At 69.2% G+C, this 24,641-nt stretch carries 21 protein-coding genes, 1 tRNA gene and 1 pseudogene; 9 read left to right on the top strand and 14 right to left on the bottom strand.

Translation table 11 applies throughout. The annotated features are described in order from the left end of the window. Positions 1–98: 98 nt before the first annotated feature. The 4 genes from ACI2LW_RS16660 to ACI2LW_RS16675 form a co-directional block, all read right to left on the bottom strand. Positions 99–488, bottom strand: coding sequence for an XRE family transcriptional regulator (locus ACI2LW_RS16660; RefSeq protein ID WP_404731914.1), 390 nt, complete (start codon positions 486–488; stop codon positions 99–101). Positions 489–974: 486 nt separating this feature from the next. After that, positions 975–1,568 carry an RES domain-containing protein gene (locus tag ACI2LW_RS16665; protein ID WP_404731915.1) on the bottom strand — a complete coding sequence of 198 codons (594 nt, stop codon included), beginning with the start codon at positions 1,566–1,568 and terminating at the stop codon, positions 975–977. Between the two features lie 363 nt (positions 1,569–1,931). After that, on the bottom strand, positions 1,932–4,223 hold the full coding sequence (locus ACI2LW_RS16670; protein ID WP_404731916.1) for a WD40 repeat domain-containing protein: 2,292 nt from the start codon (positions 4,221–4,223) through the stop codon (positions 1,932–1,934). After that, complete coding sequence (locus tag ACI2LW_RS16675) at positions 4,216–6,327, bottom strand: AAA family ATPase (RefSeq protein ID WP_404731917.1); 2,112 nt, start codon at positions 6,325–6,327, stop codon at positions 4,216–4,218. The genes ACI2LW_RS16670 and ACI2LW_RS16675 overlap by 8 nt, the downstream gene beginning before the upstream one ends. Positions 6,328–6,345: 18 nt before the next feature. On the opposite strand from ACI2LW_RS16675, the gene ACI2LW_RS16680 reads away from it, so the two are divergent. The 4 genes and pseudogenes from ACI2LW_RS16680 (at position 6,346) to ACI2LW_RS16695 (ending at position 10,122) form a co-directional block, all read left to right on the top strand. Next, positions 6,346–7,833 carry a hypothetical protein gene (locus ACI2LW_RS16680; protein ID WP_404731918.1) on the top strand — a complete coding sequence of 496 codons (1,488 nt, stop codon included), beginning with the start codon at positions 6,346–6,348 and terminating at the stop codon, positions 7,831–7,833. A 934-nt stretch (positions 7,834–8,767) separates the two neighbouring features. Beyond that, positions 8,768–8,860 (top strand): annotated as a pseudogene (locus ACI2LW_RS16685) (transposase); the annotation flags it as partial. Between the two features lie 6 nt (positions 8,861–8,866). Further along, the gene (locus ACI2LW_RS16690) at positions 8,867–9,346 is read left to right on the top strand and encodes a UDP-N-acetylglucosamine 2-epimerase (protein ID WP_404731943.1); all 480 of its coding nucleotides are present in this window, start codon (positions 8,867–8,869) and stop codon (positions 9,344–9,346) included. Then, complete coding sequence (locus ACI2LW_RS16695; protein ID WP_404731919.1) at positions 9,343–10,122, top strand: acyltransferase family protein; 780 nt, start codon at positions 9,343–9,345, stop codon at positions 10,120–10,122. Before ACI2LW_RS16690 ends, ACI2LW_RS16695 begins: the two co-directional genes overlap by 4 nt. A gap of 57 nt (positions 10,123–10,179) precedes the next feature. On the opposite strand, the gene ACI2LW_RS16700 is transcribed toward ACI2LW_RS16695, so the two are convergent. The 4 genes from ACI2LW_RS16700 to ACI2LW_RS16715 are packed head-to-tail and all read right to left on the bottom strand — an operon-like array spanning position 10,180 to position 14,030. After that, the gene (locus ACI2LW_RS16700; RefSeq protein WP_404731920.1) at positions 10,180–11,172 is read right to left on the bottom strand and encodes an MsnO8 family LLM class oxidoreductase; all 993 of its coding nucleotides are present in this window, start codon (positions 11,170–11,172) and stop codon (positions 10,180–10,182) included. Between the two features lie 11 nt (positions 11,173–11,183). Continuing rightward, positions 11,184–11,708, bottom strand: a complete 525-nt coding sequence (locus ACI2LW_RS16705; RefSeq protein ID WP_404731921.1) for a hypothetical protein — start codon at positions 11,706–11,708, stop codon at positions 11,184–11,186. Next, the gene (locus tag ACI2LW_RS16710) at positions 11,705–12,595 is read right to left on the bottom strand and encodes an alpha/beta hydrolase (protein WP_404731922.1); all 891 of its coding nucleotides are present in this window, start codon (positions 12,593–12,595) and stop codon (positions 11,705–11,707) included. Before ACI2LW_RS16710 ends, ACI2LW_RS16705 begins: the two co-directional genes overlap by 4 nt. Continuing rightward, positions 12,585–14,030 (bottom strand): MFS transporter, encoded by a 1,446-nt coding sequence (locus tag ACI2LW_RS16715; protein ID WP_404731923.1) that lies wholly within the window; start codon positions 14,028–14,030, stop codon positions 12,585–12,587. The genes ACI2LW_RS16710 and ACI2LW_RS16715 overlap by 11 nt, the downstream gene beginning before the upstream one ends. A 241-nt stretch (positions 14,031–14,271) precedes the next feature. Here ACI2LW_RS16715 and ACI2LW_RS16720 point away from each other — a divergent pair, with 241 nt between their 5' ends. Beyond that, positions 14,272–15,156: a helix-turn-helix transcriptional regulator gene (locus tag ACI2LW_RS16720; protein ID WP_404731944.1), complete on the top strand. Its 885-nt coding sequence runs from the start codon at positions 14,272–14,274 to the stop codon at positions 15,154–15,156. Positions 15,157–15,186: 30 nt separating this feature from the next. Here ACI2LW_RS16720 and ACI2LW_RS16725 read toward each other — a convergent pair whose 3' ends face one another. Both ACI2LW_RS16725 and ACI2LW_RS16730 read right to left on the bottom strand, forming a co-directional pair. After that, positions 15,187–16,326: an IS701 family transposase gene (locus tag ACI2LW_RS16725; protein WP_404731924.1), complete on the bottom strand. Its 1,140-nt coding sequence runs from the start codon at positions 16,324–16,326 to the stop codon at positions 15,187–15,189. 579 nt (positions 16,327–16,905) lie between these two features. Beyond that, positions 16,906–16,979, bottom strand: a tRNA-Gly gene (locus tag ACI2LW_RS16730). A gap of 566 nt (positions 16,980–17,545) precedes the next feature. On the opposite strand from ACI2LW_RS16730, the gene dcd reads away from it, so the two are divergent. The 3 genes from dcd to ACI2LW_RS16745 all read left to right on the top strand — a co-directional run bounded on the left by dcd (position 17,546) and on the right by ACI2LW_RS16745 (position 19,566). Beyond that, positions 17,546–18,121 (top strand): dCTP deaminase, encoded by a 576-nt coding sequence (gene dcd, locus ACI2LW_RS16735; protein ID WP_404731925.1) that lies wholly within the window; start codon positions 17,546–17,548, stop codon positions 18,119–18,121. Between the two features lie 17 nt (positions 18,122–18,138). After that, positions 18,139–18,648 (top strand): phosphoribosyltransferase, encoded by a 510-nt coding sequence (locus ACI2LW_RS16740; RefSeq protein ID WP_404731926.1) that lies wholly within the window; start codon positions 18,139–18,141, stop codon positions 18,646–18,648. Positions 18,649–18,981: 333 nt separating this feature from the next. After that, the gene (locus ACI2LW_RS16745; RefSeq protein ID WP_404731927.1) at positions 18,982–19,566 is read left to right on the top strand and encodes a DinB family protein; all 585 of its coding nucleotides are present in this window, start codon (positions 18,982–18,984) and stop codon (positions 19,564–19,566) included. A 79-nt stretch (positions 19,567–19,645) separates the two neighbouring features. Here the strand turns inward: ACI2LW_RS16745 and ACI2LW_RS16750 are convergent, their stop codons facing one another. From ACI2LW_RS16750 to ACI2LW_RS16760, 3 genes are all read right to left on the bottom strand, one after another. Beyond that, complete coding sequence (locus tag ACI2LW_RS16750) at positions 19,646–20,890, bottom strand: recombinase family protein (RefSeq protein WP_404731928.1); 1,245 nt, start codon at positions 20,888–20,890, stop codon at positions 19,646–19,648. 224 nt (positions 20,891–21,114) lie between these two features. Continuing rightward, a complete protein-coding gene (locus ACI2LW_RS16755) occupies positions 21,115–22,152 on the bottom strand; it encodes a Yip1 family protein (protein ID WP_404731929.1) in 1,038 nt (345 codons plus the stop codon). 44 nt (positions 22,153–22,196) lie between these two features. Beyond that, positions 22,197–23,609: an FG-GAP-like repeat-containing protein gene (locus ACI2LW_RS16760; protein ID WP_404731930.1), complete on the bottom strand. Its 1,413-nt coding sequence runs from the start codon at positions 23,607–23,609 to the stop codon at positions 22,197–22,199. Positions 23,610–23,906: 297 nt separating this feature from the next. Here ACI2LW_RS16760 and ACI2LW_RS16765 point away from each other — a divergent pair, with 297 nt between their 5' ends. Beyond that, entirely contained in the window at positions 23,907–24,245 is a 339-nt protein-coding gene (locus tag ACI2LW_RS16765; RefSeq protein WP_404731931.1) for an antibiotic biosynthesis monooxygenase family protein, read from the top strand. 180 nt (positions 24,246–24,425) lie between these two features. Here the strand turns inward: ACI2LW_RS16765 and ACI2LW_RS16770 are convergent. After that, the coding region (locus ACI2LW_RS16770) for a hypothetical protein (RefSeq protein WP_404731932.1) at positions 24,426–24,641 on the bottom strand (216 nt) is incomplete at its 5' end.

Below are 24,641 nucleotides of genomic sequence, written 5' to 3' on the forward strand. Positions count from 1 at the left end.
TCCTGCCACGGCGCACGACGCGTGGACGCCAGACCCGTGCCTTACGAGAACGTCAAACCCTGAGCTGCGGAACGAGCGCGACGGGGTTCTGCGTGTACCTACAGATCGCCACGGCGGAAGGAGCGGGCGGCGGCCATCACGTCCTTGAAGCGTTCGTCGGCGATGGCTTCGATGGGCGAGTCGTCCTCGAGTTGCGGGTTCATCCCCATCATCCATGCTCGGGCGGTGTGCTGGTTTTCGCAGTTGGCGATGTACGTGAAGACCTGGTAGGCGGTGCGGAGGCGGAACTCGGAGTCGAATCGGGGGGCGTTCTGTCCCCTTGCCCACCGGCCGACCTGCCGCGCGTCGTCCACGCCTGCGATGAGTGCGGCAATGCGCTGGCTGAAAGTCTCCTGCAGGAAGCGGGCGATCTCGGCGATGGGCTGTCCGGCTGTGTCGCGGTGTGCGCGGGCCTCGGCTTCTGCGGTGGTCTCTTGCTGAGTCTGCATGATCTCCTCGTTTCCTGGCCGGCGGTGAGGCGGCAAAGGATCGGCGCTCAGTGCGCGAAGGCTGCGGGGGTGGTGGGGCTCGACCGGAAGCCGCAGCCGCTGTGATGAGCAGCGCCGCGGTCGCCGGTGTCCGGTTGGCTGCTGGAGGCAGCACACCACCTCGGCCTGGAGGAGACGCTGACGATGAGGGACTCGCTCGTGGTGCCGTGTCCGCACCGCCGTGTGCTGGGTAAGTGGCGCGCTATGAAGGTGATGTCGGTCAACATGCTTGCTCCTCAGTGGCGTTGATGAAAGCCTACCCGTTTAGGGTGGGCTTACTCTACGGTTTTCCGCCCTAAAAACACTCCTGAATTCCACCAGGTGTTGCCGGTGTACTGCTGTGAGCTGGGCTTTTACTACGGTGCATCAAGTTGCAGAAGCGTGACGCCGGACGCGCGCGACAACCTGATCGGGCGACGGTACGTACGGCCAAGCGACGCAGTCCGCTCACCTGACGGTGAGGCCGTACTCGTCGGCCACCTCTTGCAGGGCGACGTCCTCCACCCGGATGGCGCAGCGTTCCACCTCGGTGAGTTCGGTGTCGCGGAGGATGGCCCAGCAGCGCCGTCCGCCGTACCCGGAGCGGTAGGTGATTCCCTGGACGAGGTGGTGGCCGTCCGCGTTGCGCTGGGCGACGGCCCATGCGGCGATCTGGCGTGTGATCCGCCGGTTCGGGCCATGCAGGTCGTCGTCGGTCAGTTGTCCGGTGACACCGATGGCGCTGAGTTCTTCCTTGAGGTCCGATGCGAGGACCGCCCGGGTTTCATCCGTCTCGATGTCGAGGAACTGCGTCCGGTCGGTGGGGATGAGGCGTACCAGGATGCGCTCCTCCCGCCAACTGGAGGGGATGTGCCCCATGGCCATCAGGTGCGGTTTGTTGTTTCCGGCGCTGCCCATGAGCTCGCGGATCTTGGGGCCGATGCGGTAGGGGGCCAAGGCTTCCGCGTAGCATCCTGCCGGCGTGGAGGCGCAGTAGAGCGTGCTGTAGGAGTACAGGCTGTACCGGCCGGCTGCCGAGCCGTCGAAAGTGTCCGGTTCCACTCGGTTGTACTTGACGGGATTGTGGGCCCAGCCAAGACGCCACACGCCCTCGGCCGGGGCAGCGGTCAGAGTTACGGGCGGGATGGTCATTTCTGGTACCCCTCCTGCTCGCCGGCTTGTCTCCTGTTCTGCTGCATTGCGTCCGCCGAAGGGCGCACTGCGGCATCGGGTGCCGGGGGCGGGCCGGATAACGCGACTGTCATGGATCCTCACTCGTGCCGCTCTGACAGGGGTGATCAGGGCGTGGGCGCCTGACCGACGTGGCTGAAGATTCTCTCGTCGTGCGAGCCGCGTGTCCGCTTCCCGCCAGGATGATGGGCGGTGCACAGGCGGTGCGTTGGTGCAAGGGGACGGCGCACGACCTCACAGTTGATCATGGTGGAGGCGGAAGGCCATGGTCCCCGCTTCGCCGGAAGCGAGCAGTATCGAGGAGGCCGCACCATCGGGATCCGACACCGTCTTCAAGGTGCGCAGGGGCGCACCCGTCACGATGCGGAGCAGGTGACGGCCGGCTGTCGCGTCCCAGAGGTGGATGCTCGTCCTGCCCGCCACCGCTAGGGCGGTTCTGTCCAGCGGCAGGCGAAGAGCCGTGACAGCTCCGAGCTCGCCGTCGTGGAGAGCGAGCTCGTCGGTGAGCCGGCCTGTTTCGACGTCCCACAGTTTCAAGGTGCCGTCCTGACCGGCACTGGCGATGAGCAGCCCCCCGTCGTGCCAGGAAACGAACGCCAGATCATTGATGATGTCCTGATCACATCTGATCGACCGGCCGACCTGCCCGAGTCCGTCCACATCCCACACGCGGACGGCGCCGTCGCTGCCGCCGGACGCGAGAAAAGCCCTGCCCCCGGATTGGTGGGTGGCCAGACAGCGCACGCTGAACCTGTGGTGGCCGAAGTCTTCGAGCAGGCCTCCAGTCTGCAGGTCCCACACGCAGACCCGGCCGTCAGCGCTCCCGCTGGCCAGCAGTTCGCCTCGGGCGGCCGACAACGCCACCAGCGCATTGACCGGCAGGAAGTGGCCGCGCAGCACTGGCCCGGTCTGCCGCTTGGTGACGGGGTCGGCACAGACGATGCTGTTGTCGCTCAGGGCGGCGGCCAGCAGCAGACGACCGTGCTGACGGGGCCAGGCCAGGGCAGTCACCTTGCGGCCCTTCAAGAGGGTTCGATGCCTGTTGGTCGCAAGATCCCAGACGACGATCCGGGACGCCCGGGCTGCGGCGAGAAGACGTCTCGGAGCAGGCGACAAGGCGCTCGCGGTGATGTGATTCCAGGCTTTCGGGGCCTGCGCGAAGGTCTGGCGGTCGACTGGCCAGCTGCGCACGACGCGGTCTGCGCCTGCGGTGAAAAGACGATTCTGGCCGGCGACGTCCACGTGGGTCATCGCGGTGACCGGCGCCGTGTGCGCGGGCAAGGACCCCTCGATGGGTCGAAGACCCGGAATCCGCCAGAGGCGCAGTGTGCCGTCGCCTGCCGCCGAGACAAGCGCCGGCTGCTGGTCAAGAGAGGTGACGTGCAAGTTCGTCACGGGTGCGGCGTGGCGCGCGGTCGCGAGGGGCGCCGTGCCGACCGCGGTGGCCGTCAGGTCGTACAGGGACACGTGGCCGTCCTCATCGGCCACGGCGTACTGGCCTGCTCGGGGCATGGGCAGCAGGGCACGGACGCGGGCTGGGTGGCGGGAGTGCTGAGAGACGGTGTGGCCGTCGAAGCAGTTCACGGTATCGCGCTGGGTGAAAAGCAGGCATGCGTGCCCATCAGGCATCTGGACGCTGCACATGACTGCTGAGGAGTCCTCGAGCTCGGGCAGCGCGAGGGCGTGGGCCTGGAAGCGCCCCGGGTCGAAGGCCACGACATGGCCGTCGCTGAACGCGGCAAGCAGGAGCGGCAGGTGTCCGGTGGGATGGTAGGCGGTGAGGGAGCTGACCCAGGTGTGTTCCCGGCGCACGATGACCTGGCGGATGAGCCGGCCGTGGACCGCGTCCACGGCGGCGACGCAGCCGTCCGTGCCCGCGGTGATGATCAGGCCGCCTCTGAGCGGCAGCAGGTGACTGATGGCGCCCCGGTGCACCTCGATGGGGGCGTGTGCCAGGCTCCCGTCCAGGCGCAGGATGCGGAGCGTTCCGCCCTTGTCGCCGGCAGCGATGGCCTTGACCTTGCCGTTCGCGCTTTCGACTGCGGTCAGTGACGTCACGTCGCTGGGCGTGGCGGCCCAGGCCGGCACCGGGCTGGCGTAGTGGCTCCACAACGGGGTCACCGGCGTTGCGTTGAACGTCTGTGGCGGCGCCGTCTCCTTGGCCCGGGCTTGCGGCAGCGAGGCCGCAGCGTAGTGGGACAGCCGCAGACTGGTCAGACGGGACACCGGATCCGTATGGCGGGCGAACGGCTCCAGCCTGGCCCAGGCGTGCAGCCACTGCCGCCTGTCCGACCTGTTGTCCTCCGTCGCCAGCAGCCGGCGTACCTCGGAGCTGGTCTCCCAGGCGAGCAGCGCCGGCGGGACATGCTCGTCATCCAGCACGTTTCCTTCCGCGGCATGCTCGGCGAGATGCCGGCGCAGATAGGGATGGGGCGGAATGGTCGGATCCGCGGGGACCAGACCGGCAAGTGCGGCAGCGATGTCGCGGTGGATGGCTGTGTGCCGGCTGTCGGTGCTGTCACGCATCCCGGCCTCCGAAGTCCAGCAGGCCCGCATCCGGATCGAGGAGCACGTCGACCAGTTCCTCGTGCGCGGGCCGGTAGACGCGCCGGTCGTCCTCCACGGCATGCGCGAGATAGCCGCTGAGCCGCCCGCTGAGAAGTTTCTCTATCATCGGGTCCCATTCGTCGGCCGGCAGCCGCTTCGGCATGAGGAAGACGCCGGCGATGGTCGGCCAGACCTCCCCCCAGGGCACTCCCTGCCCCTTGGCGTACGCCGCGGCCTGGAGCAACGCCAGGGCAACGTCGGGGGGCAAGCCCTGGACCTGCTGGACCTGCTGGAGGTCGTGCTGCAGCAGGCCTCTGATACCTCGCTCGAGTTTCGTGTGCCAGCCCTCGCTGAGCGCCAGCTCCATCGGGTCCTTGGTGCTGCGCAGTTGGTCTCCGGCAAGCCGTGCGTCGATGAACGAGGGCCAGACGGCTTCGACGACCGCGGGCACCACCTGCCGGCGGGTGTCGGCGTCCATGGCGTCACCGATCAGCGCCGTGACGTACTCGGCGATGTCGTGCTTGCTGCTGTCGCCGTCCGTCCGCTCCACGCAAGCGGTGGGAAACGTGTCTCTCAATGTCCTCAGCAGGCCCAGTTCATCAACGGCCGCGCCGCCTTTGCTGTTTCCGGCGGGCCGGCTGGAGCGCACACCGATCAGCAACCGCACCGCGGGCGCCGCTGAGGTGTCTTCGTCCTGGCGCTGACCCGGCACCGATGGACGGCAGAACGGCGCCAGCGGGGCGAGTACGTCCCCGACGATCCGGGCCTGCTCCGCCGCCTCGTCCAAGCCGTCGAGCACGATCGTCACGTTCTGCCCGCAGGAGCGCACGTAGTCCTGGATCTGCCGCGACCACACGTCGACCGGGTCGCCGGTCGCCGGCACCGCGGCGGGTTCCTCCCCCAGAGCACGCAGCAGGTCGGCAGCAACCTGCGCGGCATCCAGATGACGGGCGAGCACCGCGGCAGTCACCGATCCCTCCGGTGGGAGCGTGTCGCGCGGAGCCGAGTCCTGGGCCACTTTGTACAGGGGCTCTTTCCGGAACACCGGATCGCTCAGGGTCACCGCCCTGGCGAGCACCGCCGACTTCCCACTGCCCGCGCACCCGGTGATCAGTAACACTCCCCGCGGAGAGTATGAGCCGAGGAACGAGGCAACCGCCCGGTTCAACTGCTCACGGCCCCGGAAGTACCAGCCCTGATCGGTCTCCTGAGTCCGTCCCGTCGCCCGGTCCAGCCAGTACTCCGCCGCGAGTGGTTCATGCCGCTGCGTCGCACCGAGCACTTCCGGCAAATGCACGTAGCCGGGATTGGGCAGGCACGGAGAAGGCTGGTAGTTACCGCCGTCGAAGACGCGCTGCAGCTTGAACGTCCGTTCCTCGTCCTCCCGCAGTCCGCGGGCATACTCGGCCATGAAGTCCGGGACGCTCAGATACGGAGTGGTGATACCCGCGTTGCGGCGCAAGCGCCGTAGCGCACCCCGCAACAGGGTGGGAAAGCGCAGAACCTGGATCTTGCTGTCGTGACCGCATGTGACCAGGACATCGAGGTTGCAACGGTGCCTGCGGCTGCGTCGGATGTCCTTCTGCAGCGCCGCGAGTTCGGCGTGCATGCCGCCCGCGAAGCAGGTGTTGACTATGACCAGTACGTTCTCGACATGCGAGTCCAGGGCGGCGGCAATGATGTCCGAGGTCCGCACTGCCGTGGCAAGCGGCCGCTGTTCCACCGAGGCGGGCAGCCGCAGAAAATGGGTGTCCGACTTGCCGGGGATCCCGTGCCCCGTGACGAACAGCACCAGCGCGCGACCGCGTAGCTCCCTGACGTCCTGCTCCCGTAAGAAGTCCTCGACGTCGTCCCGTGTCTTCAGCTCCGGGGGCGGAACCTGCCGGAACGCCGGTGGCGGGCCCGGCGTCTGCCACCACTCGCGCACCGCTGCCAGCTGCTGGTCGATGCCCTCGGCGAACGCCTCGGCATCGTCGTCGTCGCCGTAGTCGCGCACCGCCAACGTGAGCAGGACACGCTGTCCCGGCAGGCCGGCGCCTGCTAAAGCAGGGTCCTGCAGAACCTCATCCCCCGTGTGTTGCATGTCATTAGTGTGGCAGCCATGAACTCGCCCCTGGGGGGAACCTTGCCAAATCCAGCACCGCACACCGAGCCCCGCCTGAGCCCCGCGGTCACGCACGATGCCGTCGTCGTCGTTCCCGGCATCATGGGCAGCGAGCTCCATGACACCGCCACGGACAACGTGATCTGGGGCTTAGCCAACCCCGCCTGGCTCGCCAAAGCCTGGCTCACCCGCGAAGGCCTTACCCCGCTGCAGCTCACCCCGGCCGAACTGGCCGGTGACTACAGCCGCGTCCAAGCCCCCCGACTGCTGCAGACCCCGGCCTGGAGCCCGTTCCTTCGCGGTATCGAGCCGTACCACAAACTTCTGCGGACGATCGGGAACACGGTCGCTCACCGTGACGCCATCATGACGTTCCCCTACGACTGGCGTCTGCCTGTCGCCGTCAACGCCCGCAGGCTTGCCCAAGAGGCCCGCGACCACCTCCAACGGTGGCTCGACCACTCCGCCCACGCCGACGCCCGCCGACAAGCCGTCGACGAACGCCCGGCCCGTCTGGTCTTCATCGCCCACTCCATGGGCGGCCTGGTCACCTACGCCGCCCTCACCAGCGGCGGCGACAGCGACCTGCCCGCCGGCACCCGCGGAGTCATGACACTCGGCACCCCCTTTCTCGGCTCGGTCGTCGCCGCCAACATCCTCAACGCCCGCCAGGGCGGACCCCTGCCGCTGCCGCATGCCCGTCTCGCCGCCGCGGCCGCCACCATGCCGGCCGTCCACGAGCTTCTGCCCCGCTTCCTCTGCGTGGAAGACGCCCTCGACGTCCGTCGCCTCACTCCGTCGGATGTCGCCGGCCTCGGAGGTGACAAGGACCTGGCAAAGGCCGCGGAGGACTTCTTCACCACCCTCTACGACCAGCCCCTGCCCCACCACCGCCCTGTCGTCGGCACCCGCCAGAACACCGTCCAGTCGATGAAGCTCATCGACGGCCGCGTAACCGCCTCCGAATACTGCTTCCGGACCGACACCGACGGCACCGTCAAACGCGACGCCCAGGGAGCACCACTGCGCTACCAGGTCTGGGGAGACGGCACAGTCCACCGCGAATCCGCCTCCCACACCCGCCGCACCATCCCCGTCTTCGCCCAGCACGGCGCCGTCGCCAACGGACGCGAAGCACGCCGCGTCATCGCCGACTTCCTTCTCGAGGACGACCACCTCGGCCCCGACCAGGCCGAGGACGGCATCGGCCTCGACCTGCCCGACTACGCCCCTGCGGGTACCCCCTGGGACTGCGTCGTCACCGGCACGGACGACCCCTCCCAAGTCGAATGCACCGTCGCTGCCACGGACACCGACTGGGAGACATCTGTGCGGCTCGAAGCCTCCGAAGACGACCAGCTCGGTGCCAAAGTGACGTTGCCGAGTCCCGGGCTTTACCGCGTAACTGCCAAAGCCGACTACGGGCCCACCGTCACGCAGCTCGTCTTCTCAGGAACCGCCGGCAAGGACGCACCCGACGACTGACGAACCCAGCCAAGCGGCGCCATCTTCAGCCGAAGAGGCAGCCGGCCGCAGTGGCGGGCCGCCGGGCCGTCCAGGCCCGTCACCCTCTCCGCGTCATCCAGGGCAGGTCGCCTGACGGGTGAGTGACATCGCTTGGCGCTTCACGACCCCAGACACGGCTGCTTCGCTCCGACAGGGCACGCGGAGGGCGCGTCGCCTCGAATCGGACCAGACAACGAATAAACCCCAGGCCGCTGACCTGGGGTTTCTCTCTGGAGCGGGTGACGAGAATCGAACTCGCGCTCTCAGCTTGGGAAGCTGCGATCATTTGCGGCCGGTTCGGGCGCTGACCTGCGCGAACATTCACGGTGAGGCCTTGCCGGGCCAGACCGCTTCCACCGTGGTTCACCGCTGTTCCCCGCTCGATCTGGTGCGCTTGTGGTGCGGATGCGTGGCGTCAAGGGCTCTGCTCACGAGGCGCATTGTCAGTGCCCATGGCTAGGGTCTCAGACGCGCGGTCGGCTTCCGAGGTGTCCAACTCTGTAGAGCAGCTGCATCCCCGGCTCTGTTGGGGGTGGCCCGGGCACGACCCGGGACCTAACCAACGGTCGGGCTTCGTCGATGGCCAAGGAGAGACCTGCCAGCGCCGGCCGCGCACTGGGTACGGCACTGCCGCGGGAGCAGACGCCCGCTTTGGACCGAGGGCTGCAGCCTTAGCTTGTTGTTTAACCTCGGCGGTTCACCTGACCTGCTGACCTTGGTTCCTTCCTGAGATGGCGTCCCGCTGTGTGGTGTAGCCGATCAAGGTGAGGGGGTGCGCCGGGGGCGTGTGCCGATGGGTTTTCGCTCCTTGCCCGCAAGGTGGGCCATCGTGCAACTCTCCGTAGTGAACGGGCAGTTCAACGCGGGAGGTGCAGGATGGCCCTGTCTCAGCATGACTTACTTCGCCTGCTTGAGCGGCCACCGCGACAAGACGCTCACCACCCAGGCCGGCGATCTGGACCTCGCGATTCCCAAGCTCCGCTCGGGTAGCTTCTTCCCCGCCCTGACGGTCATCGACGCCCTGGAGTGGGCGAGCGACAAGGCGGACAGCTTCGGCCACCCGGCACTGGAGGACCTGGCCACCGACCGCAGGCGGGTGGTACTGGCCTCCGCGCACCGGCGGGACGCCTGGCCCCATCTCCCCCGGATCGCCCGAGCGTTCGCCGACATCGCGAACGAGCCCAACACCCGGGTGATCGTGCCACTGCATCGCAACCCGTCGGTACGGCAGGCGATGCTGCCCCACATCGGCGGCCACCCGAACATCACGATCGTCGACCCGCTGCCGTACCTGAACTTCTGCCGACTCATGCGGCGCGCCGACATCATCCTCTCGGACTCCAGCGGAGCCCAGGAGGAGGGTCCGGCGCTGGGCAAACCGACGCTGGTGATCAGCAACGTCACCGAGCGCTCGGAAGCCGTGGTCGCGGGCACGGCCCGCCTGGTCGGCACCGCCTACGACGGTGTGTGCCTGAGATCAACCTCAGCATGAACCCGCCGAGTTGGTCCCTGGGCAGCGAACTGCTCTTCTATCTGCTGTTCCCGCTGCTGATCGTGCCGATCCGCAAGATCCGGGACGGGGCGCTGTGGGCATGGTCGGCGGTCATGGTCGCCGGGACGATCGTGGTCCAGCTGGTCTCGATGCATCTGATACCGGCCACGCCGAAGTCGGCGATCACCCCGATCTCCGACCTGCAGTTCTGGTTCGGTTATCTGTTCCCGCCGGGCCGCCTCTTCGAGTTCGCGCTCGGCATCCTGCTCGCGCGGATCGTACTGGCGGGCCGCTGGCCGCGCCGGATCGGCATCGGTGTGTCCCTGGGCCTCTGCGCGATCGGTTACGCGGCCGGGTTCTTCGTGCCGTTCGAGTACACCTTCGTCGCCGCGACGATCATTCCCATCGGGGCGCTCATCGCCTCGGTCGCGGCGGCCGACGTCGCTGGTCGCCGCACCTGGCTGCGCAGCCGCCCCATGGTGTGGCTCGGCGAGGTTTCCTTTGGCTTCTACCTCGTCCAGGGCGTGTCGATCTTCTATCTGCGCTCCTTGCTGGACGGCGCCACCTATGGCGTGCCCGGCGCGGCGCTGCTGATCGTGGGGTTCTTCGGCACGTCCCTGCTGGGCGGCTGGCTGCTGTACCGCTTTGTGGAGATGCCGGCCATGCGCCACCTCAGCCGCGGGCGTAAGGAGCTCCGTTCCCCTCTCCCGGCCGTTCCTGCTCCGGTCCCCGCGGAGGCCGAGCCCGCCGAGCCGACCTCGCTGCGCGCGCTCTGAGACACAGGCTCTGACAGAACCCGCTGACGGAATGGGTCCGTCAGCGGGTTCTCGGGGTCACGTCCCCGCCGGAGCCACGGGCCGGGGCTTGTCGGCGAAGACCTCGGCGAGCAACCGGTAGGAGGTCAGGCGGTCGGCGGGGTCGCAGGTCAGGGTGTTGACCATCACCTCGTCGACGCCATGCTCGGCGGCCAGGTCCGTCAGACGCTCCCGGACCTGATCCGGGGTTCCCCATACCAGGGAGTCCCGACGGACCGTTGCGCGTTCCGCTTCCAGAGCGGTCCACCGGTGGGTGAGAGCGTCCTCGGGGGTGGGCAGCGGGAGGTCCTCGCCGAGGTCCTTGCGGCTGCGCCACAGCAGGACGCTCTGCGCCAGCGCCTCGGCCCGGTCCTCGCTCTCGGCGGTGACCACGCGCGCCGCGAGGACACCGCCGGGCGCGGGGCGGCCCGTGTGCTCGGCGTACGCCGCGCGGTAGGAGGCGAGGGCCGCCCGCGCCGGACCGGGGACGAGGAAGTGCGCGAAGGCGTAGTCGCTCCCCAACTCGCCTGCCAACAGGCCAGAGTTGAGGTCGGCCCCGAGAAGCCACATCCGGGGGAGCGCGGTGGCGACGGGGCTCCCTTCCTCCCCGGTGGCCGGCCCTTCGTCGTCGAGGCCCAACAGCACACGCACCGCGCGAACCCGTTGCGGATAGTCGTGGGCGGGTCCGCCCGCACGGCCGAGGCCGAGGTCGACGCGGCCGGGAAACACGGAGGTCAGGACGCCGAAGACCTCCGCCACCTTCGCCGGCGGGTAGCGGGGCAGCAGCACTCCACCGGTGCCCACGCGCATCCGCCGGGTGCGGGCCAGCAGGATCGCGGCCAGGATTTCGGGGGCGGTGCCCGCGAAGCCCGGTGACCCGTGGTGCTCCGCCGTCCAGTAGCGGACGTATCCCAACTCTTCTGCGGCCTGGGCCAGTTCGACCGACGAATGAAGGGCGTCCGCGGGCGAGAATCCTGAGCCGACGGGCGACTGGTCAAGCACCGACAGACGCGGTGCCGTGGACGGTTCCATGGACGGCCCCCTCACTTCCCCGCCCGCGCGACGGCGGGCACGATCCGGTAGTCACGCTGGAAGACCAGGTTGTGCAGGTCGCCGGTGACGATGGCCCGCAGTGTGGGAACCTCCGCCGCCGCTTGGTCGGGCGTGAACACGTTCAGGGGCCAGTCGTGGACGGTCGCGCCTCGCAGATGCGGGTGATGGAACCCGCCCCCGTAGTACGCCAGCAGAGTGATCGGCGCGATCTCCGTCTCGCGCTGCTCAGGCCAGGACAGCGTCCAGGACGCTGCGAGGCCGGTGTCCCGGGTGCGTCGGACCCCGGTCGCGTCGACGTCGCCCGTGCCGAGGAACAGAGTGGCGTCGAACTCGTCGAGGACCTGCACGGCGTACGGATGGAGCAGCTCGACCGCCCGCCGGAAGTGCTGCTCCTTGCCGAGACGGGACACGGTGTCGCCGCCCTCGCCGTGGGTGCCGTCGCGCAGGTCGGCGAAGTGCCGGACCAGCGCCTCGATGTGCGGGAGGCCGGTGGTGTCCGGTGCCTCGGTGGTCATGCGGTCTCCTTCCGTGGCCGCAGCCGGTCGCGCAGCGCCGTGCCGAGCCAGTGCCTCAAGGGAGGGTCATGTGGGTCGGAGCCCTCGGCGGTGAGGAAGACGGCGTGCGGGGTGCGGGGGAACACCCGCAGACGTACGTCGTTCCCGGCCGCTTGCAGCCGCCGCGCGTACCCCGTGACGTCGTCGGTGACCGGGTCGAGATCCCCGACGGCGAGGATGGCCGGGGCCAGACCGTCGAGCCGCCCGGCCTCCAGCGGGGTGCTGTGCAGCCGCTGGTCGTCTCGTACGGCGGTGCCGTTCGCCCCGCGGTACCGCCGCCACGCCTGCCGCAGATCCTCGGCTGCGGGGAAAGCTCCCGGCACGCGCGTGTAGGAGGGAGCGGCGCAGTCGGGGTCGAGCGGTGGGTAGGCCAGCACCTGGGCGGCGAGCGGTTCACCCCGGTCGCGGCGGGCGAGGGCCGCGCAGGCGGCGATGGTACCGCCCGCGCTGTCGCCCCCGACCACGACCGGCTCGCCGGGCTCCGCCTGCTGTTCGGCCCACGAGAGCGCGGTCAGCACGTCGTCGAGCTGCGCCGGGTGCCGGTGGCGGGGTGCCAGGCGGTATCCGGTGCTGACCACCGTGCAGCCCGACACCCGGGCGAGGTCCGCGACCGGTTCGTGCCAGTGCTCCACGGACCCCGCCTGCCAGCTGCCGCCGTGCGCCCAGACCAGCCAGCCGTACGGGTTCGGGCCGGGCCGGTAGACGCGTACCGGGACGTGGTGGGTCCCGGCGTCGAGCCACCGGTCCGCCCAGCCTGCCTTCTCGCGCTGCCGGTCGTCGAGGCGCACGTTGGTGGAGGGCGGCCGGCCGACGCCCGGCGGCTCGTACCGCCCGCCGTTACTGCGCACTCGACCGTGTGCGCAGGAACAGGGCGCTGGTGAGGGTGCCGAGGAGCACGATGGCGGCGTTCACCGCGATCGCGACCTTCAGACCGCCGAGGATGGCCGAGGCTCCGGCACCGGTCATGGCGGCCGTGGCGACGGCGCTCATGATCGGTGTGCCCATGGTGATGCCGACCTGCTGGGTCATGGTGGCGAGGCCGGTGGCCAGACCCTGTTCGTGATCGGCGAGCCCCGAGGTGGCGGTGACCATGAAGCCCACGATGACGAGCATGTTGCCGACCCCACCGGCGAAGGTGCCGATCAGCAGCAGCCACATCCACGAGCGGTCGTCGCCGAGGCCGAGCAGCGCGGCCGTGAAGACGGTCTGCAGAATGCCGCCGGTGATCAGCGTCGACTTGCTGCCGATCTTCCCGATGACCTTCGGGGCGATGGTGCCGCCGACGACCGTGCCGACTCCCAGCACTCCGAAGGACAGGCCGGCGGCGAGCGGGGAGAAACCGAGCACTTCCTGGAGGTAGAGGGTCAGCAGGAAGACCAGGGAAGTCTCGGTGAGGAACGCGATCAGACCGGCGATGTTGCCCCAGGCCACCGACCGCTTGCCGAGCACACCGAGCGGCACGAGCGGCGCGGACACTTTGCGCTCGACGGCGTAGAACACCAGCAGCAGGGCCACACCCACGGCCAGCGACAACAGGGCCTCGGCCGAGCCCCACCCCTTCTCGCTCGCCTGGGTGAGCCCGAAGACGATGGCCAGCAGACCGAGCGTGACGCTGATTGCGCCGGGCAGGTCCAGCTTGGGGCGCTCGTCGGGGCGGGACTCCTTGATGACCGTCGGGGCGATGAACAGCACGGCGAGGGCGACAGGCACATTGATGAAGAACGCCCAGCGCCACGACAGCAGGTCGGTCAGCAGGCCGCCGAGGATGGCGCCGGTGGTGAACCCGGCCGACATCAGCGCCCCGTTGAGGCCGAGCGCCTTCTCGCGCAGTGGGCCCTCCGGGAACGAGGTCGTCAGCAACGAGAGTCCGGCCGGGGTGACAGCGGCGGTCGCCAGGCCCTGGAAGACGCGGGCCGCGATCAGTACCTCGGGGTTCTGCGCCAGACCGCCCACGAGCGAGGCCGCGCCCAGGACAACGAGGCCGCCGAGGAACAGCCGGCGGCGGCCGAACAGGTCCGCGACGCGGCCGAACAGCAGAGTGAAGCCCGCCGCGCACAGCGCGAACGATGTGGCGATCCACTGCAGATGCGACAGCGAGAAACCCAGGCCCTCACCGATCACCGGCAGTGCCACGTTTAGGATGGAGAAGTCCACGGCCAGCATGAACTGGGCCGCGAGCAACAGCACCAGCACCAGCCGAAGCCGGGGGGTGAGCGCGGCCGGGGCCGTGCCAGCGGCGGTGCCGGAGACGGTACCGGCCGCCTCCGAATCAGTGACAGACATGACGTCGAGTCCCTTTCCTCACGTTTCCTGACACCCCGCGCGCGCTCGGTCGCGTCACGCGCGGTTACGAAAGAAGAGGCTCGTCGACATACGGAATCCCAGCCAGCACCCTGTCTCGCACAGCCAGCGCGAGGGTAGTCATCACATGACCACCCTTACGGCCTCCGGCCTTCGGGACGGGCGGGCATCATGGGAAGTCAGTGGCCACGACCTGTCGCACACCGCCGACCTGGAGGCATGGATGGACGCCTCGCCCGAGCTGGGAGACTTCCTCAAGTCGCGTCGCGCCGCGCTGCGCCCCGAGGACGTCGGCATCACCCCGCACCCGACCCGCCGCCGCGTCAGCGGTCTGCGCCGTGAGGAGTTAGCGATGCTCGCCGGCGTCAGCATCACCCACTACACCCGTCTCGAACAGGGCCGTGCCACCAGCGCCTCCGACGGTGTGCTGGAGGCGATAGCGCGTACGCTGCGCCTCTCCGACGACGAGACGGCCCATCTGAAGGACCTCGCCCGTCCCGCCGCCGCTTCGTCCCGGCCGGCTCCGCCCCGGGTGGCCCATGCCAGCGCTTCGGCCCGACAGTTGCTGGCGGCCATGAGCGACGTGCCGGCCCTGGTCCTGGACCGGCACAACGACGTCCTCGCCTGGAACCGTATGGGGCACGCGCTGCTGGCCGGACATCTGGCGCCTGAGAGCCCCGACACACCGGCCACCCGCCCCAACCTGACCCGGATGCTGTTCCTGGACGAGCAGTACCGCGAGCTGTTCACGAACTGGAACGAAGAGGCCCAACTCGGCGTGGCCTCCCTGCGCCTGGTCGCCGGCCGCCATCCCCACGACCGTGCCCTCGCCGAGCTTATCGGCCAACTCACCATGAACTGCGACGAGTTCGCCTCTCGCTGGGCCCGGCACCCGGTACGCACCTGCACCTCCGGGGTGAAGCACTTGCGTCATCCGCTGGTCGGCGCGATGGACCTCAGCTTCGAGAACCTCGTCATACCCGGCGCCTCCGGCCAGCGCCTCATCGCCTACACGGCCGAGCCCGGCTCGCCGTCGGAGGCCGCACTGCGGCTCCTCGGTAGCGTGACGGCCCCGGTGGCACAGGACCCGACGGCGGTACGGCGCTGAGGCGCCGCCGTACGGCCGAGCCGGCCCCGCTCAGGCGCTGCGCTGCCCGGCGAGCAGTGGCTCCATCGGGTAGGCGGCGTGGGCTAGACGCATGTGGGTGTACGCCGCCGAGGCCATGGTCATGTGGTGGTGCCAGGCGGGGAAGGAGCGTCCGGCGAAGTCCAGCAGCCCATAGCTGCGATCCATCAGGTCGGCGGTGACGGTGGAGCTGATGTGGAGGCGGGTCAGCTCAAGAAGTTCGTCCAGCCGGTGGTGTACGAGGTTGGTGAGCCAGACCTGGGAACCAGGCCGCCCCCCAGGGTCGAGTTCGGTGAACAGTCGGTACGTCCGCTGCTCATCGCCGGTCTGCCGCCGCGCGAGGGTGGACAGGACCTGGGCCTGCCGGAACATCCCATCGGCCCCCGTCACAGCCGCCATGCGTCTGCTCCATGCCCGCTCCCGAACGTTCCCGGCACCGGGAGACAGCTGCCGGGGGTTAACGGCGACGATGAAGTCCCTCCCGGCGTCGCCCAGTCGGGAGGTCAGCTCGCCGAAGTCGGTTGCATCACTTATGTCGGCCACGACGGGCATGGCTGGCGAGGAGGTACGCGCGACCATGGAATCCACTAGGTCGAGCATGTGCTTCCACTGCGGCTGGAAGCTCTCCGTCTTAGGTATGCGGGCGCGTCGGCGCAGCTCGGAGTCGTCGGTCCACTGCCGGGGAAGGAACAGCCGCCAGTCGACCGGGAAGTTCGCGCCGGGGCAGGACAGGAAGAGGGCGATGCCCAGCTGGCAGTTGAGTCTGCGCCCGGTCGAGGGAACGAACCGCTGGTGCACTCCCACCGAATGGTCGCCGCGCTTGGGCAGGACGACCGGGGTGAGGGTCCAGGCCCGTACGGACGACCTCTCCTCGACCCATCGTGTCAGCGCGTCACGGGCCGGTTCCCACTCCCATGGGCTGCTGTTGATGAACTGCTGCAATGAGTACCAGGCCGTGGGAGAGGCGGATACGGACTCGGCCAACCGCCGCATCGACTTCTTTCCCTCGGTGAGTAACAGCCCCCTCAGATAGACGTGAGCCCACCGACGCTGGTCGGTTCGCGGCAGATACCCGAAGAGCTCCTCGACCAGCGTGTCCACGGCATGTATGCCCACTCCCGCCGGAACCAGCCGTGCGCGTGTCCCGTTCATGACCGGCGTCCCCCCTGTCCTGCAGAGCCGGTCGTGACGGTGAGGCCGAGGTCTGGTTCGGGACCGAACGTCCTGTGGGCTCTCGGGTGTGTGCCCAGGGCGATGGCGATGGACCACATGGGACGTCTGCTCTCCTTGCTTGAGTGAGGAAAAGAGCGGATGGTGGGCCGAGTCACGCCGAGCGTCGGCCGTGGCGTCCGGTGACCACGTTCACCTGGCCGCGCAGGAGACAAGTACGAGGCACCGGCTCGGACTTCTCTCCCTCATTCGTGTCGCGTGGAGGCCCTGGCCTTGACCCGGCAGCACCCCCCCCGGGTGTTGATCACCGACATCAGCCTGGCCCGGCGCTCGGGCCTGGAAGTAGCCACCGAAGGTGACGGGTACCGCATGGTCATCACCCCGTCCCGAGATCCTCGTGTTCAGCGTTCGAGACGCTTGGGGGTTGGGTCGCTCAAGATGGCGCCCGAGTGCCCCTCAAGATGCCGCTTGACCTGCACTTAGGGCACGCAGAGGGCACGCCACCCTCGAATTGGTCTAGACAACAAACAAACCCCAGGCCGCTGACCTGGGGTTTCATCATGGAGCGGGTGACGAGAATCGAACTCGCGCTCTCAGCTTGGGAAGCTGATGTTCTACCATTAAACTACACCCGCGTAAGACGCCGACCGGAGGTCGGTGTCCGACGTTCGCTCACTTTACCCCATCGTCGGCCCCAGGTGCTCGCACCGTGGGGCCCGAGTGCGTTAGTGGGAGGCGTGAGGGGGTACCGGGGCTGCGCGGGGCCGGAGTTGGGGCGTAGCGTGGGTGTGCGGCGGGCGGCTGCCGGAGGGTTCGTGAGGGACCGGAGTGCCGCCTGGAGCGCCGTCTCTTTGATCCCGTAGTGTGGCTTTTGTCGTCAGGCGGCAGAAGGCCAGACGCGGTTCTGGGGAAGGGACTCAAGGGACTTGATGGAGCGCACCGTCGTCCGTTGTGCCGAGGGGCACGTGTTCAGCACCGCTTCGTTCCCGATGCAGCAGGCCGGCCGGCTCGGTCCGGGCCGGCTCGTGCGGTGCCCCCGCTGTGCCCGGCTCCGCAGTGCGGTGCCCGTCGCTCTCGAGAAGCGGTAGGGGCGGGCGCGCGCGAGCGCGAGCGGTGGCCGCGGGCAGTCGCGGCAGCGGAATCCGGCGCGTGGAGTCGTCCTGATTACGGGGGCTCCGCGCGCCTTGCGTATCCTCGGGGCGTGCTTCTCTCAGACAAGGACATCCGGGCCGAGATCGACGCCGGACGGGTGCGGATCGATCCCTTCGACGAATCCATGGTGCAGCCGTCGAGCATCGACGTGCGGCTGGACCGCTACTTCCGGGTGTTCGAGAACCACCGCTACCCACACATCGACCCCTCGGTCGAGCAGCCCGACCTCACCCGGCTCGTCGAGCCGGAGGGGGACGAGCCGTTCATCCTGCATCCGGGGGAGTTCGTGCTCGCGAGCACCTACGAGGTGATCACGCTCCCCGACGACCTGGCCTCACGGCTGGAGGGGAAGAGTTCGCTCGGGCGGCTCGGACTGGTGACCCACTCCACGGCCGGGTTCATCGACCCCGGGTTCTCCGGGCACGTGACCCTGGAGCTGTCCAACCTCGCCACCCTGCCGATCAAGCTGTGGCCGGGGATGAAGATCGGGCAGCTGTGCATGTTCCGGCTGACCTCGCCCGCCGAGGCCCCCTACGGCAGCGAGCGCTACGGCTCCCGGTACCAGGGACAGCGCGGGCCCACCGCCTCGCGCTCCTACCTCAACTTCCACCGGACCCAGGTCTGAGGAGCGCCCCCAGCGACATGAGCGACGTACGAGAGAACCTCACCTACGAGCGCTTCGGCACCGCCGTCCGCGAGCTCGCGCAGACCATCGCCGACGACGGCTACGAGCCGGACATCGTGCTGAGCATCGCGCGCGGCGGGGTCTTCGTGGCGGGCGGGCTCGCCTACGCCCTGGACTGCAAGAACATCCATCTCGTGAACGTCGAGTTCTACACCGGCGTCGGAACCACCCTCGAGATGCCCGTCATGCTCGCCCCCGTCCCGAACGTGATCGACTTCTCCGACAAGAAGGTCCTGATCACCGACGACGTGGCCGACACCGGCAAGACGCTTAAGCTGGTCCGCGACTTCTGCCTGGACACGGTCGCCGAGGTGCGCAGCGCCGTGATCTACGAGAAGTCCCACTCGCTGGTGAAGTGCGAGTACGTCTGGAAGCGAACCGACGACTGGATCAACTTCCCGTGGTCTGTGTTGCCTCCATGTCGTAAGTCTGGCACGCCGATCACGCCGTCTAAAGACGCTCTCTGAAGATCGTCAGCTTCGGCTGGTAGGTTGATCGCCCACCGGAGCCTGGCGCTGGCCGCTGCTGTTCATGCCTGACGGTGTCAGCCGGCGCACGCGGTCTGGACAAGGGCTGCCCTGCCACTCAAGTCATGGCGCGCTCTTGAGGGCTTTCGGCTACATGGAGAAGGATACGGCAAAGCAGTGCTTGAACGGCTTAAGAGGCTGTCTTACGTGGCAAATTCCGCGAGCTTCTTCAGTAGCTCGGGGCGGTGCCATGCCGGGTTCAGCACGGCCAGTCGTTGCGACCCACGTACGGGATCTTGAGGCCACGAGTAGCCCATGGCAGGCTCATGCCGCATGATCGATGCATTCGTGAAGGGCACCCTGCACGGGCGACTGCGGCGGGACCGCAAGGCGCTGCTCTGGAAGCTCGACGGCCTGTCCGAATACGACGCCCGCCGACCTTTGACAGTGACCGGGACCAACCTCCTCGGCCTGGTCAAACACGTGGCCAGCGTAGAGGCCAGGTACTTGGGCGAGGTCTTCGACCGGCCGTCCCCAGAACCGCTGCCCCGGTGGCAGGACCACGACGGCAGCGATCTGTGGGCGGCTGAGGACGAGACGCGCGACCAGATCATCGAGTCCTACCGGCGCACGTGGAAACACTCAGACGCGACGATCGACGAGCTTGCCGTCGATGCCCCGGGCCACGTGCCGTGGTGGCCGGAGCCTTATTCCAACACGAACCTGTTGGCCATCCTGGTCCACGTCCTCGGCGAGACCAACCGGCATGCCGGGCACGCCGACATCCTGCGCGAAGGCGTGGACGGCCGAACCGGGATGCGCCCCGAACACGAGATGCAGATCGATGAGGACGCCCGCACCGCCTACTGCGCGAAGATCGAGCAGGCCGCCAGATCGGCCGCATCAGTCGAGGCATAGAAGGCTGTCCTGCATCGAAGGATCACATGACAGAGGCCCCGGTAACCCCCGGGGCCTCTCAGGGTTCTGCGGTCCGACGTCACTCCCGCCAGACGGGCTCGATCAGATCAGGATCGAAGATCCGCTTTCCTCTACCTGCCGGGTGGATGATCACTGCCGAAAGGCTGTGGAGGATGATCTCCTGTTGGCGCTCAATGGGAAGATCGAAGAACTCCTCTTCGGTCAGGTCCTCCGTCCGTCCCATCGCCTCCCTCTGCCTCTGCTCCTTGTAGAACCTGGACCGCTCCAACTTCAGCTCGTCGCGCAACTTCTCCTTGGCCGGCAGCAACTGCAAGAGCGTGGACACGCTGATCTGCTTGGCCTTCTCCGCCTCCACGAGTTGGCGGATATCGGCGTTCACGTCCTCCAGCTCCTGCTGTCCAGGCCACCGCTGATCTTCGGCCGCATCGGATCCGGCGGCCTTCTCACGCTTCTCCTCAAGCACCAACCGCGTGATGTGCTTGTCCACGGGCTCGCCTACGCGCCCGACCTTGCCGCACCCGCCGTTGACCACCGAGCACTGGTAGCTGTACTTCGACTCTGCGATCGCCTCGCACACCGCCTCCCACTCCTCGACGGTGTTGATCGGCTCCCAGTCACCCATGACGGGCTGGCCGTCGTCGCCGTAGAGGATCTCGCCGTGGTACGTCCGGTAGCCGACCGACCGGGGGTTGGTGAGGATGTGCTCGACGTGGTGGTGGGCCATGCGCCTGGTGCCTTCGCGCGGGTTCCCGAGTCCCTGTTCCTGCCACCGCGTGCGAATCGTACCGATGCGGACTCCGGCAAGGATCTCGCGCTGTGCGGCTCGGATGGCCTTCGCGGCCTGGGGATCGACCTTGCTCCGGTCGTCCTTGCGCCATCCGTACGGCGCTGGGCCTCCGCTGTCCTTGCTCTGCTGGGCCAGCTCCCAGTGCTTGCGCCGGATCCGGCGCGATGCGTCGTGGGACGACTTGCTGGCGAACGCCACCATGATCCGGGCCATGGTGCGACCGTCTGGCGTTCCCAAGTCGATGTCGTTGGTGACGGTCGCGAACTCCAGTCGCGGGCGCTCGTCGAAAATCTCGATCAGCCGCTCAAGATCGCGCGGCTGGCGGGCGAGACGGTCAAGGTCGTACGCGACGATCCCGTCGATGAAACCGGCCCGGAGATCCTTCAACATGAGCTCGAACTCGTCACGGACGACGTTGCGCTTGAACGCGGACACGTCGTTGTCCTCGTAGACCTTCACGGCATGCCAGGAACGTAGATCGGCGAGACGTTCGCAGTCTGCTTGCTGCCGGGCCACGCCTAACGCCTCGCCCCCCGGTGGTGAAGCGGGCCGGGCAGGTGCTCGACGCCTGAGGGGCGCGGCCCGGGGTTCCGGCCCGGGTTCCCGGCGTGAGCAGCGAAGAGTCCGGGGGTGAGCAGCGAGGACTCCGAGAGTGGGCAGTGAGAAGGGGCCCGCGGCGGCGGGCCCCTTCTGCGTGTTCTTGCGCCCGCCCGCCGGGCGTCCCGTGGCGGGGCCGGTCGCTAGAACGTGCCCAGCTTCACGATCGACAGCAGGGCGATCAGCTGGATCGCCGAGGCGCCCAGGGCCTTGGGCCAGGGCAGGTCGTGGGAGCGGCTCACCATGAGGGTCAGCAGGGCGCCGGCCGCCACCCAGGTGGCCCAGCCGAGCAGCTGCACGAAGCCGGCGTCGCCGCCCAGGAACATGGCGACGAACAGGCGGGGGGCGTCCGTGATGCACATGATCAGCATGGACAGGCCGACCGTGGGCTGCCAGGCCCCGTCGCCGCCGAGCTGGCGGGCCAGGGTGTGGGTGACCACACCGAGGACGAAGTAGCTGAGCACCATCGCCACGGCCGTGGTCAGCACGATCGGCACCGCGTTGGAGAGCGTGGCGTGGATGGCGTCGTCGCGGGCGCCGTCGAAGCCGAACACCGCGAGCAGGCCGTAGAGGAACGTCACGGTCAGGGCGGGGCCCCACATCGTGTAGTCCCGCATCTGCAGGAAGGTCCGGTTGGGGGACATCACGATGCCCCGCAGCAGGTCCTTCCAGTGCAGACGGGGCCCGATCGGGCCGGCCGGCGCCGAGCCCGCGTGGTAGGTCTCGCCCTGCGAGTAGGGGTCCTCGCCGACCGCGAAGGCCTGCGTGTGACCCGGGTTGTTGGCCGCGTACGGGTCCGGGCCGCCCTGCGGGTGGGCGCCGCCGTCGCCGAAGTACTCCGGCTCGCCGTGGGCGCCGTAGGCGTGCGGCGCGCCGCCGGGGCCGCCGTGGGCCTGCGGCCACCCGCCCGCGCCCGCGCCCGGGCCCGCCGGCGCACCGCCGCGGCCGTACCGCGGTTGCTGCTGCGGGTACGGCTGCGGCGCCGGGGGACGGCCGTACGGCGGGGCCTGCGGCGCCTGCTGCCCGTACGGCGGGTGTTGCGGTCGCGCTTGCGGGGCGCGGTCGTCCCGGCCGCCGCGTCCGATCCTGAATCCAGCCACGCCTTCGAACGTACCTGGTCCTGAGGGCCGGTGTGCCGGACCCGGGTGACCGGGCCCGGCTTTGCTGCCGACCTGTGACATCCCCTAAGGGGGCGTCAGGGGAGGAGTCCGGGTCGGGCCCCTGTTCACTGGGCGATGGTCCAGCCGAAGTCCGCGTAGCCCTTCAGGGCGACGTCGCGGGCGCCGATGAACTTGGCGTTGGTGGTGGTCGGGCCCGACGCGGAGCCGCGCAGGACGGTGACCGCGCCGTAGCCGTTCTCGCCGCCCGCGCCGACGACGAGGTCGGCCTTGCGGTTGTTGTCGATGTCGATGAGCCGGACCGACTGGCCGAACCGGTCCAGCTTCTCGGAGCCGCCGGGCACGCCCGGGGTGTCCTGGGTGTAGAGCTTGGAGCCCTTGGTGGTCAGGCCGGAGGCGGAGCCGAAGAGGACCGTCACGGTGCCGGCGCTCACGACCTTGCCCACGGCCTCGTCCGGGGCGCCCACCGCGACGTCGGCGTATCCGTCGCCGTTGATGTCGCCCGTGCTGATCGACGAGCCGAACAGGTCGCCGGCCTCGGCGACGCCGGGCGCGCCGGCGGTGTCCTGGTGGACGACGGTCGGCGTCTGCGCGGGGTCGGGGCCGTTCGGGCCGCCGTACCAGACGGAGATCTGGCCGCCCTGGTGGCCGGACTTCTTGATCCGGCCGGGGTCGGAGGGGTCACCGAGGACGAGGTCGCCGTACCCGTCGCCGTTGACGTCCGCGACCGAGCCGGACACGCCGTCGGCCTTGGGCAGATTCCTCATGGCGTACTTCGAGCCGTTCCAGCTGAAGTAGTCGATGCCGCCGCCCTCGTCGCCGTCGAACAGGGACGAGTAGACGCGCTCGGCGGTGCCGTCGTGGTTCAGGTCGCCGGCGAACACGCCGGCCGTGGTGCCCAGCTCGCCGACGGCGACGTGGACCACCGGGGCGCCCTTGCGGGTGAAGGGGCCCTTGTAGAGGCGGGTGTCGGCGCGGCCGGTGACGGTGACGTCGCGCTTGCCGTCGCCGTCGAAGTCGGCGACCGCGAGGCCGGCCGCGAAGTCGCCGTACTCGGGGAGGGTGGACGGCTGGGGCAGTACGGCGGCCCCGGACAGACCGGACGTGCCGCCGAACAGGACGGTGGCGCTGCCCACGCCGTTCCGGGTGCCGATGCTCTCGCCGGGGGCGCCCACCACGAGGTCGCTGTAGCCGTCGCCGTCCAGGTCGCCGGCGGCCACGGTCTGGCCGAAGAGGTCGCCCTGCTCGGCCGCGCCGGGGACGCCGGCGGAGTCCTGCGTGATCACCGCGCGCCTGGCGGCGGACAGACCCGAGGAGGAGCCGTACAGCACGACGACCGCGCCGGCCTGCGGGTGGGAGCCGACCTGGTGGCCGGCGGCGCCGAGGGCGACGTCGAGATAGCCGTCGCCGTTGAAGTCTCCGGTCAGCCGGGAGGGGGCGGCGACGGCCGGGGTGGCGGGCAGGGCGGAGAGCAGGCCGGTGGTCAGGGTGGCGGCCAGCAGGAGGACGCGCTTGCGCAAGACGGGCTCCGGGTGGAACGACTGGGTGGAGGGGGCTGGGTGAAGGGGGCGGGGGTGAAGAGGGCGCGGGTGAAGGGGGGTCGGATGGAAGGGGGCCGGGTGGCCGGGCGGTGGTGGGCCGAAGCGCTCCCGTCGACGGCGGTTCGCGCCCGGTTCGGTACGCGGTCGGTGATCAAGAGACACCTGGGGGGCGGAGAGGGTTGTACGTGCGACCGGCCGGGATTTGGCGCGCGCGGTGAGGGCAGTGAGCGTGCGGTGTCCCGGGCGCGCGGGGGCGGGAGCGGGCAGGATGGGGGCATGAGCGTAGTCAAGATCAACGTACTGACCGTGCCGGCCGAACAGCGCGAGACGCTGGAGAAGCGGTTCGCGCACCGCGCCCACGCCGTGGAGAGCTCCGACGGTTTCGAGTGGTTCGAACTGCTCCGCCCGGTGGAGGGCACCGACGACTACCTCGTCTACACGCGGTGGCGCGACGAGGAGTCGTTCCAGGCCTGGCTGGAGGGCCCCATGAAGGCGGCGCACCAGGGCGCCGGCGGGGAGGGCGGCGAGGGCGGCGAGAAGCCCAAGCCGGCCGCGTCGGGGTCGACCCTGTGGTCCTTCGAGGTCGTGCAGCAGGCCGAGCCCAGGAAGGCGTAACCGCCGCTCGGGGCGCCACCGGGACGCCGTACGGCCGCCACCGGGGCGCCGCCGGGGCGCATGGGCGCCGCGGGGGTGTGCGGGAAGAGCGTGTACGTCCCGGAGCGGTGTGTGGGTACGACGGTGCCCCCGTCCTCGCGGGACGGGGGCACCGTGGGGGTGTCCGGGGCGGGACCGCCGTTACTTCACCGGCTCCGGCTCGGGTGCGTTCTCGCTCTCCGCCTCGCCCGCCGGGGGCTCGTCCGCCGGGGTCCTGACGGAGTCCAGCAGGAGCTGGGCGACGTCGACGACCTGGATCGATTCCTTGGCGTTGCCCTCGTTCTTCTTGCCGTTGACCGAGTCGGTGAGCATGACCAGGCAGAACGGGCAGGCGGTGGAGACGATGTCCGGGTTGAG

Origin of the sequence: Streptomyces sp. NPDC004065, from assembly GCF_044903565.1 — a bacterium.
In the GTDB taxonomy this organism is placed as follows: domain Bacteria; phylum Actinomycetota; class Actinomycetes; order Streptomycetales; family Streptomycetaceae; genus Streptomyces.

Bases quoted from the DNA above. Each gene is read 5' to 3' on its own strand.
- ACI2LW_RS16660 (WP_404731914.1), bottom strand. From the start codon at position 488: ATGCAGACTCAGCAAGAGACCACCGCAGAAGCCGAGGCCCGCGCACAC.
- ACI2LW_RS16670 (WP_404731916.1), bottom strand. From the start codon at position 4,223: ATGCGTGACAGCACCGACAGCCGGCACACAGCCATCCACCGCGACATC.
- ACI2LW_RS16675 (WP_404731917.1), bottom strand. From the start codon at position 6,327: ATGCAACACACGGGGGATGAGGTTCTGCAGGACCCTGCTTTAGCAGGC.
- ACI2LW_RS16680 (WP_404731918.1), top strand. From the start codon at position 6,346: ATGAACTCGCCCCTGGGGGGAACCTTGCCAAATCCAGCACCGCACACC.
- ACI2LW_RS16695 (WP_404731919.1), top strand. From the start codon at position 9,343: ATGAACCCGCCGAGTTGGTCCCTGGGCAGCGAACTGCTCTTCTATCTG.
- ACI2LW_RS16700 (WP_404731920.1), bottom strand. From the start codon at position 11,172: ATGGAACCGTCCACGGCACCGCGTCTGTCGGTGCTTGACCAGTCGCCC.
- ACI2LW_RS16705 (WP_404731921.1), bottom strand. From the start codon at position 11,708: ATGACCACCGAGGCACCGGACACCACCGGCCTCCCGCACATCGAGGCG.
- ACI2LW_RS16715 (WP_404731923.1), bottom strand. From the start codon at position 14,030: ATGTCTGTCACTGATTCGGAGGCGGCCGGTACCGTCTCCGGCACCGCC.
- ACI2LW_RS16720 (WP_404731944.1), top strand. From the start codon at position 14,272: ATGGACGCCTCGCCCGAGCTGGGAGACTTCCTCAAGTCGCGTCGCGCC.
- ACI2LW_RS16725 (WP_404731924.1), bottom strand. From the start codon at position 16,326: ATGAACGGGACACGCGCACGGCTGGTTCCGGCGGGAGTGGGCATACAT.
- ACI2LW_RS16740 (WP_404731926.1), top strand. From the start codon at position 18,139: ATGAGCGACGTACGAGAGAACCTCACCTACGAGCGCTTCGGCACCGCC.
- ACI2LW_RS16745 (WP_404731927.1), top strand. From the start codon at position 18,982: ATGATCGATGCATTCGTGAAGGGCACCCTGCACGGGCGACTGCGGCGG.
- ACI2LW_RS16755 (WP_404731929.1), bottom strand. From the start codon at position 22,152: ATGTCACAGGTCGGCAGCAAAGCCGGGCCCGGTCACCCGGGTCCGGCA.
- ACI2LW_RS16765 (WP_404731931.1), top strand. From the start codon at position 23,907: ATGAGCGTAGTCAAGATCAACGTACTGACCGTGCCGGCCGAACAGCGC.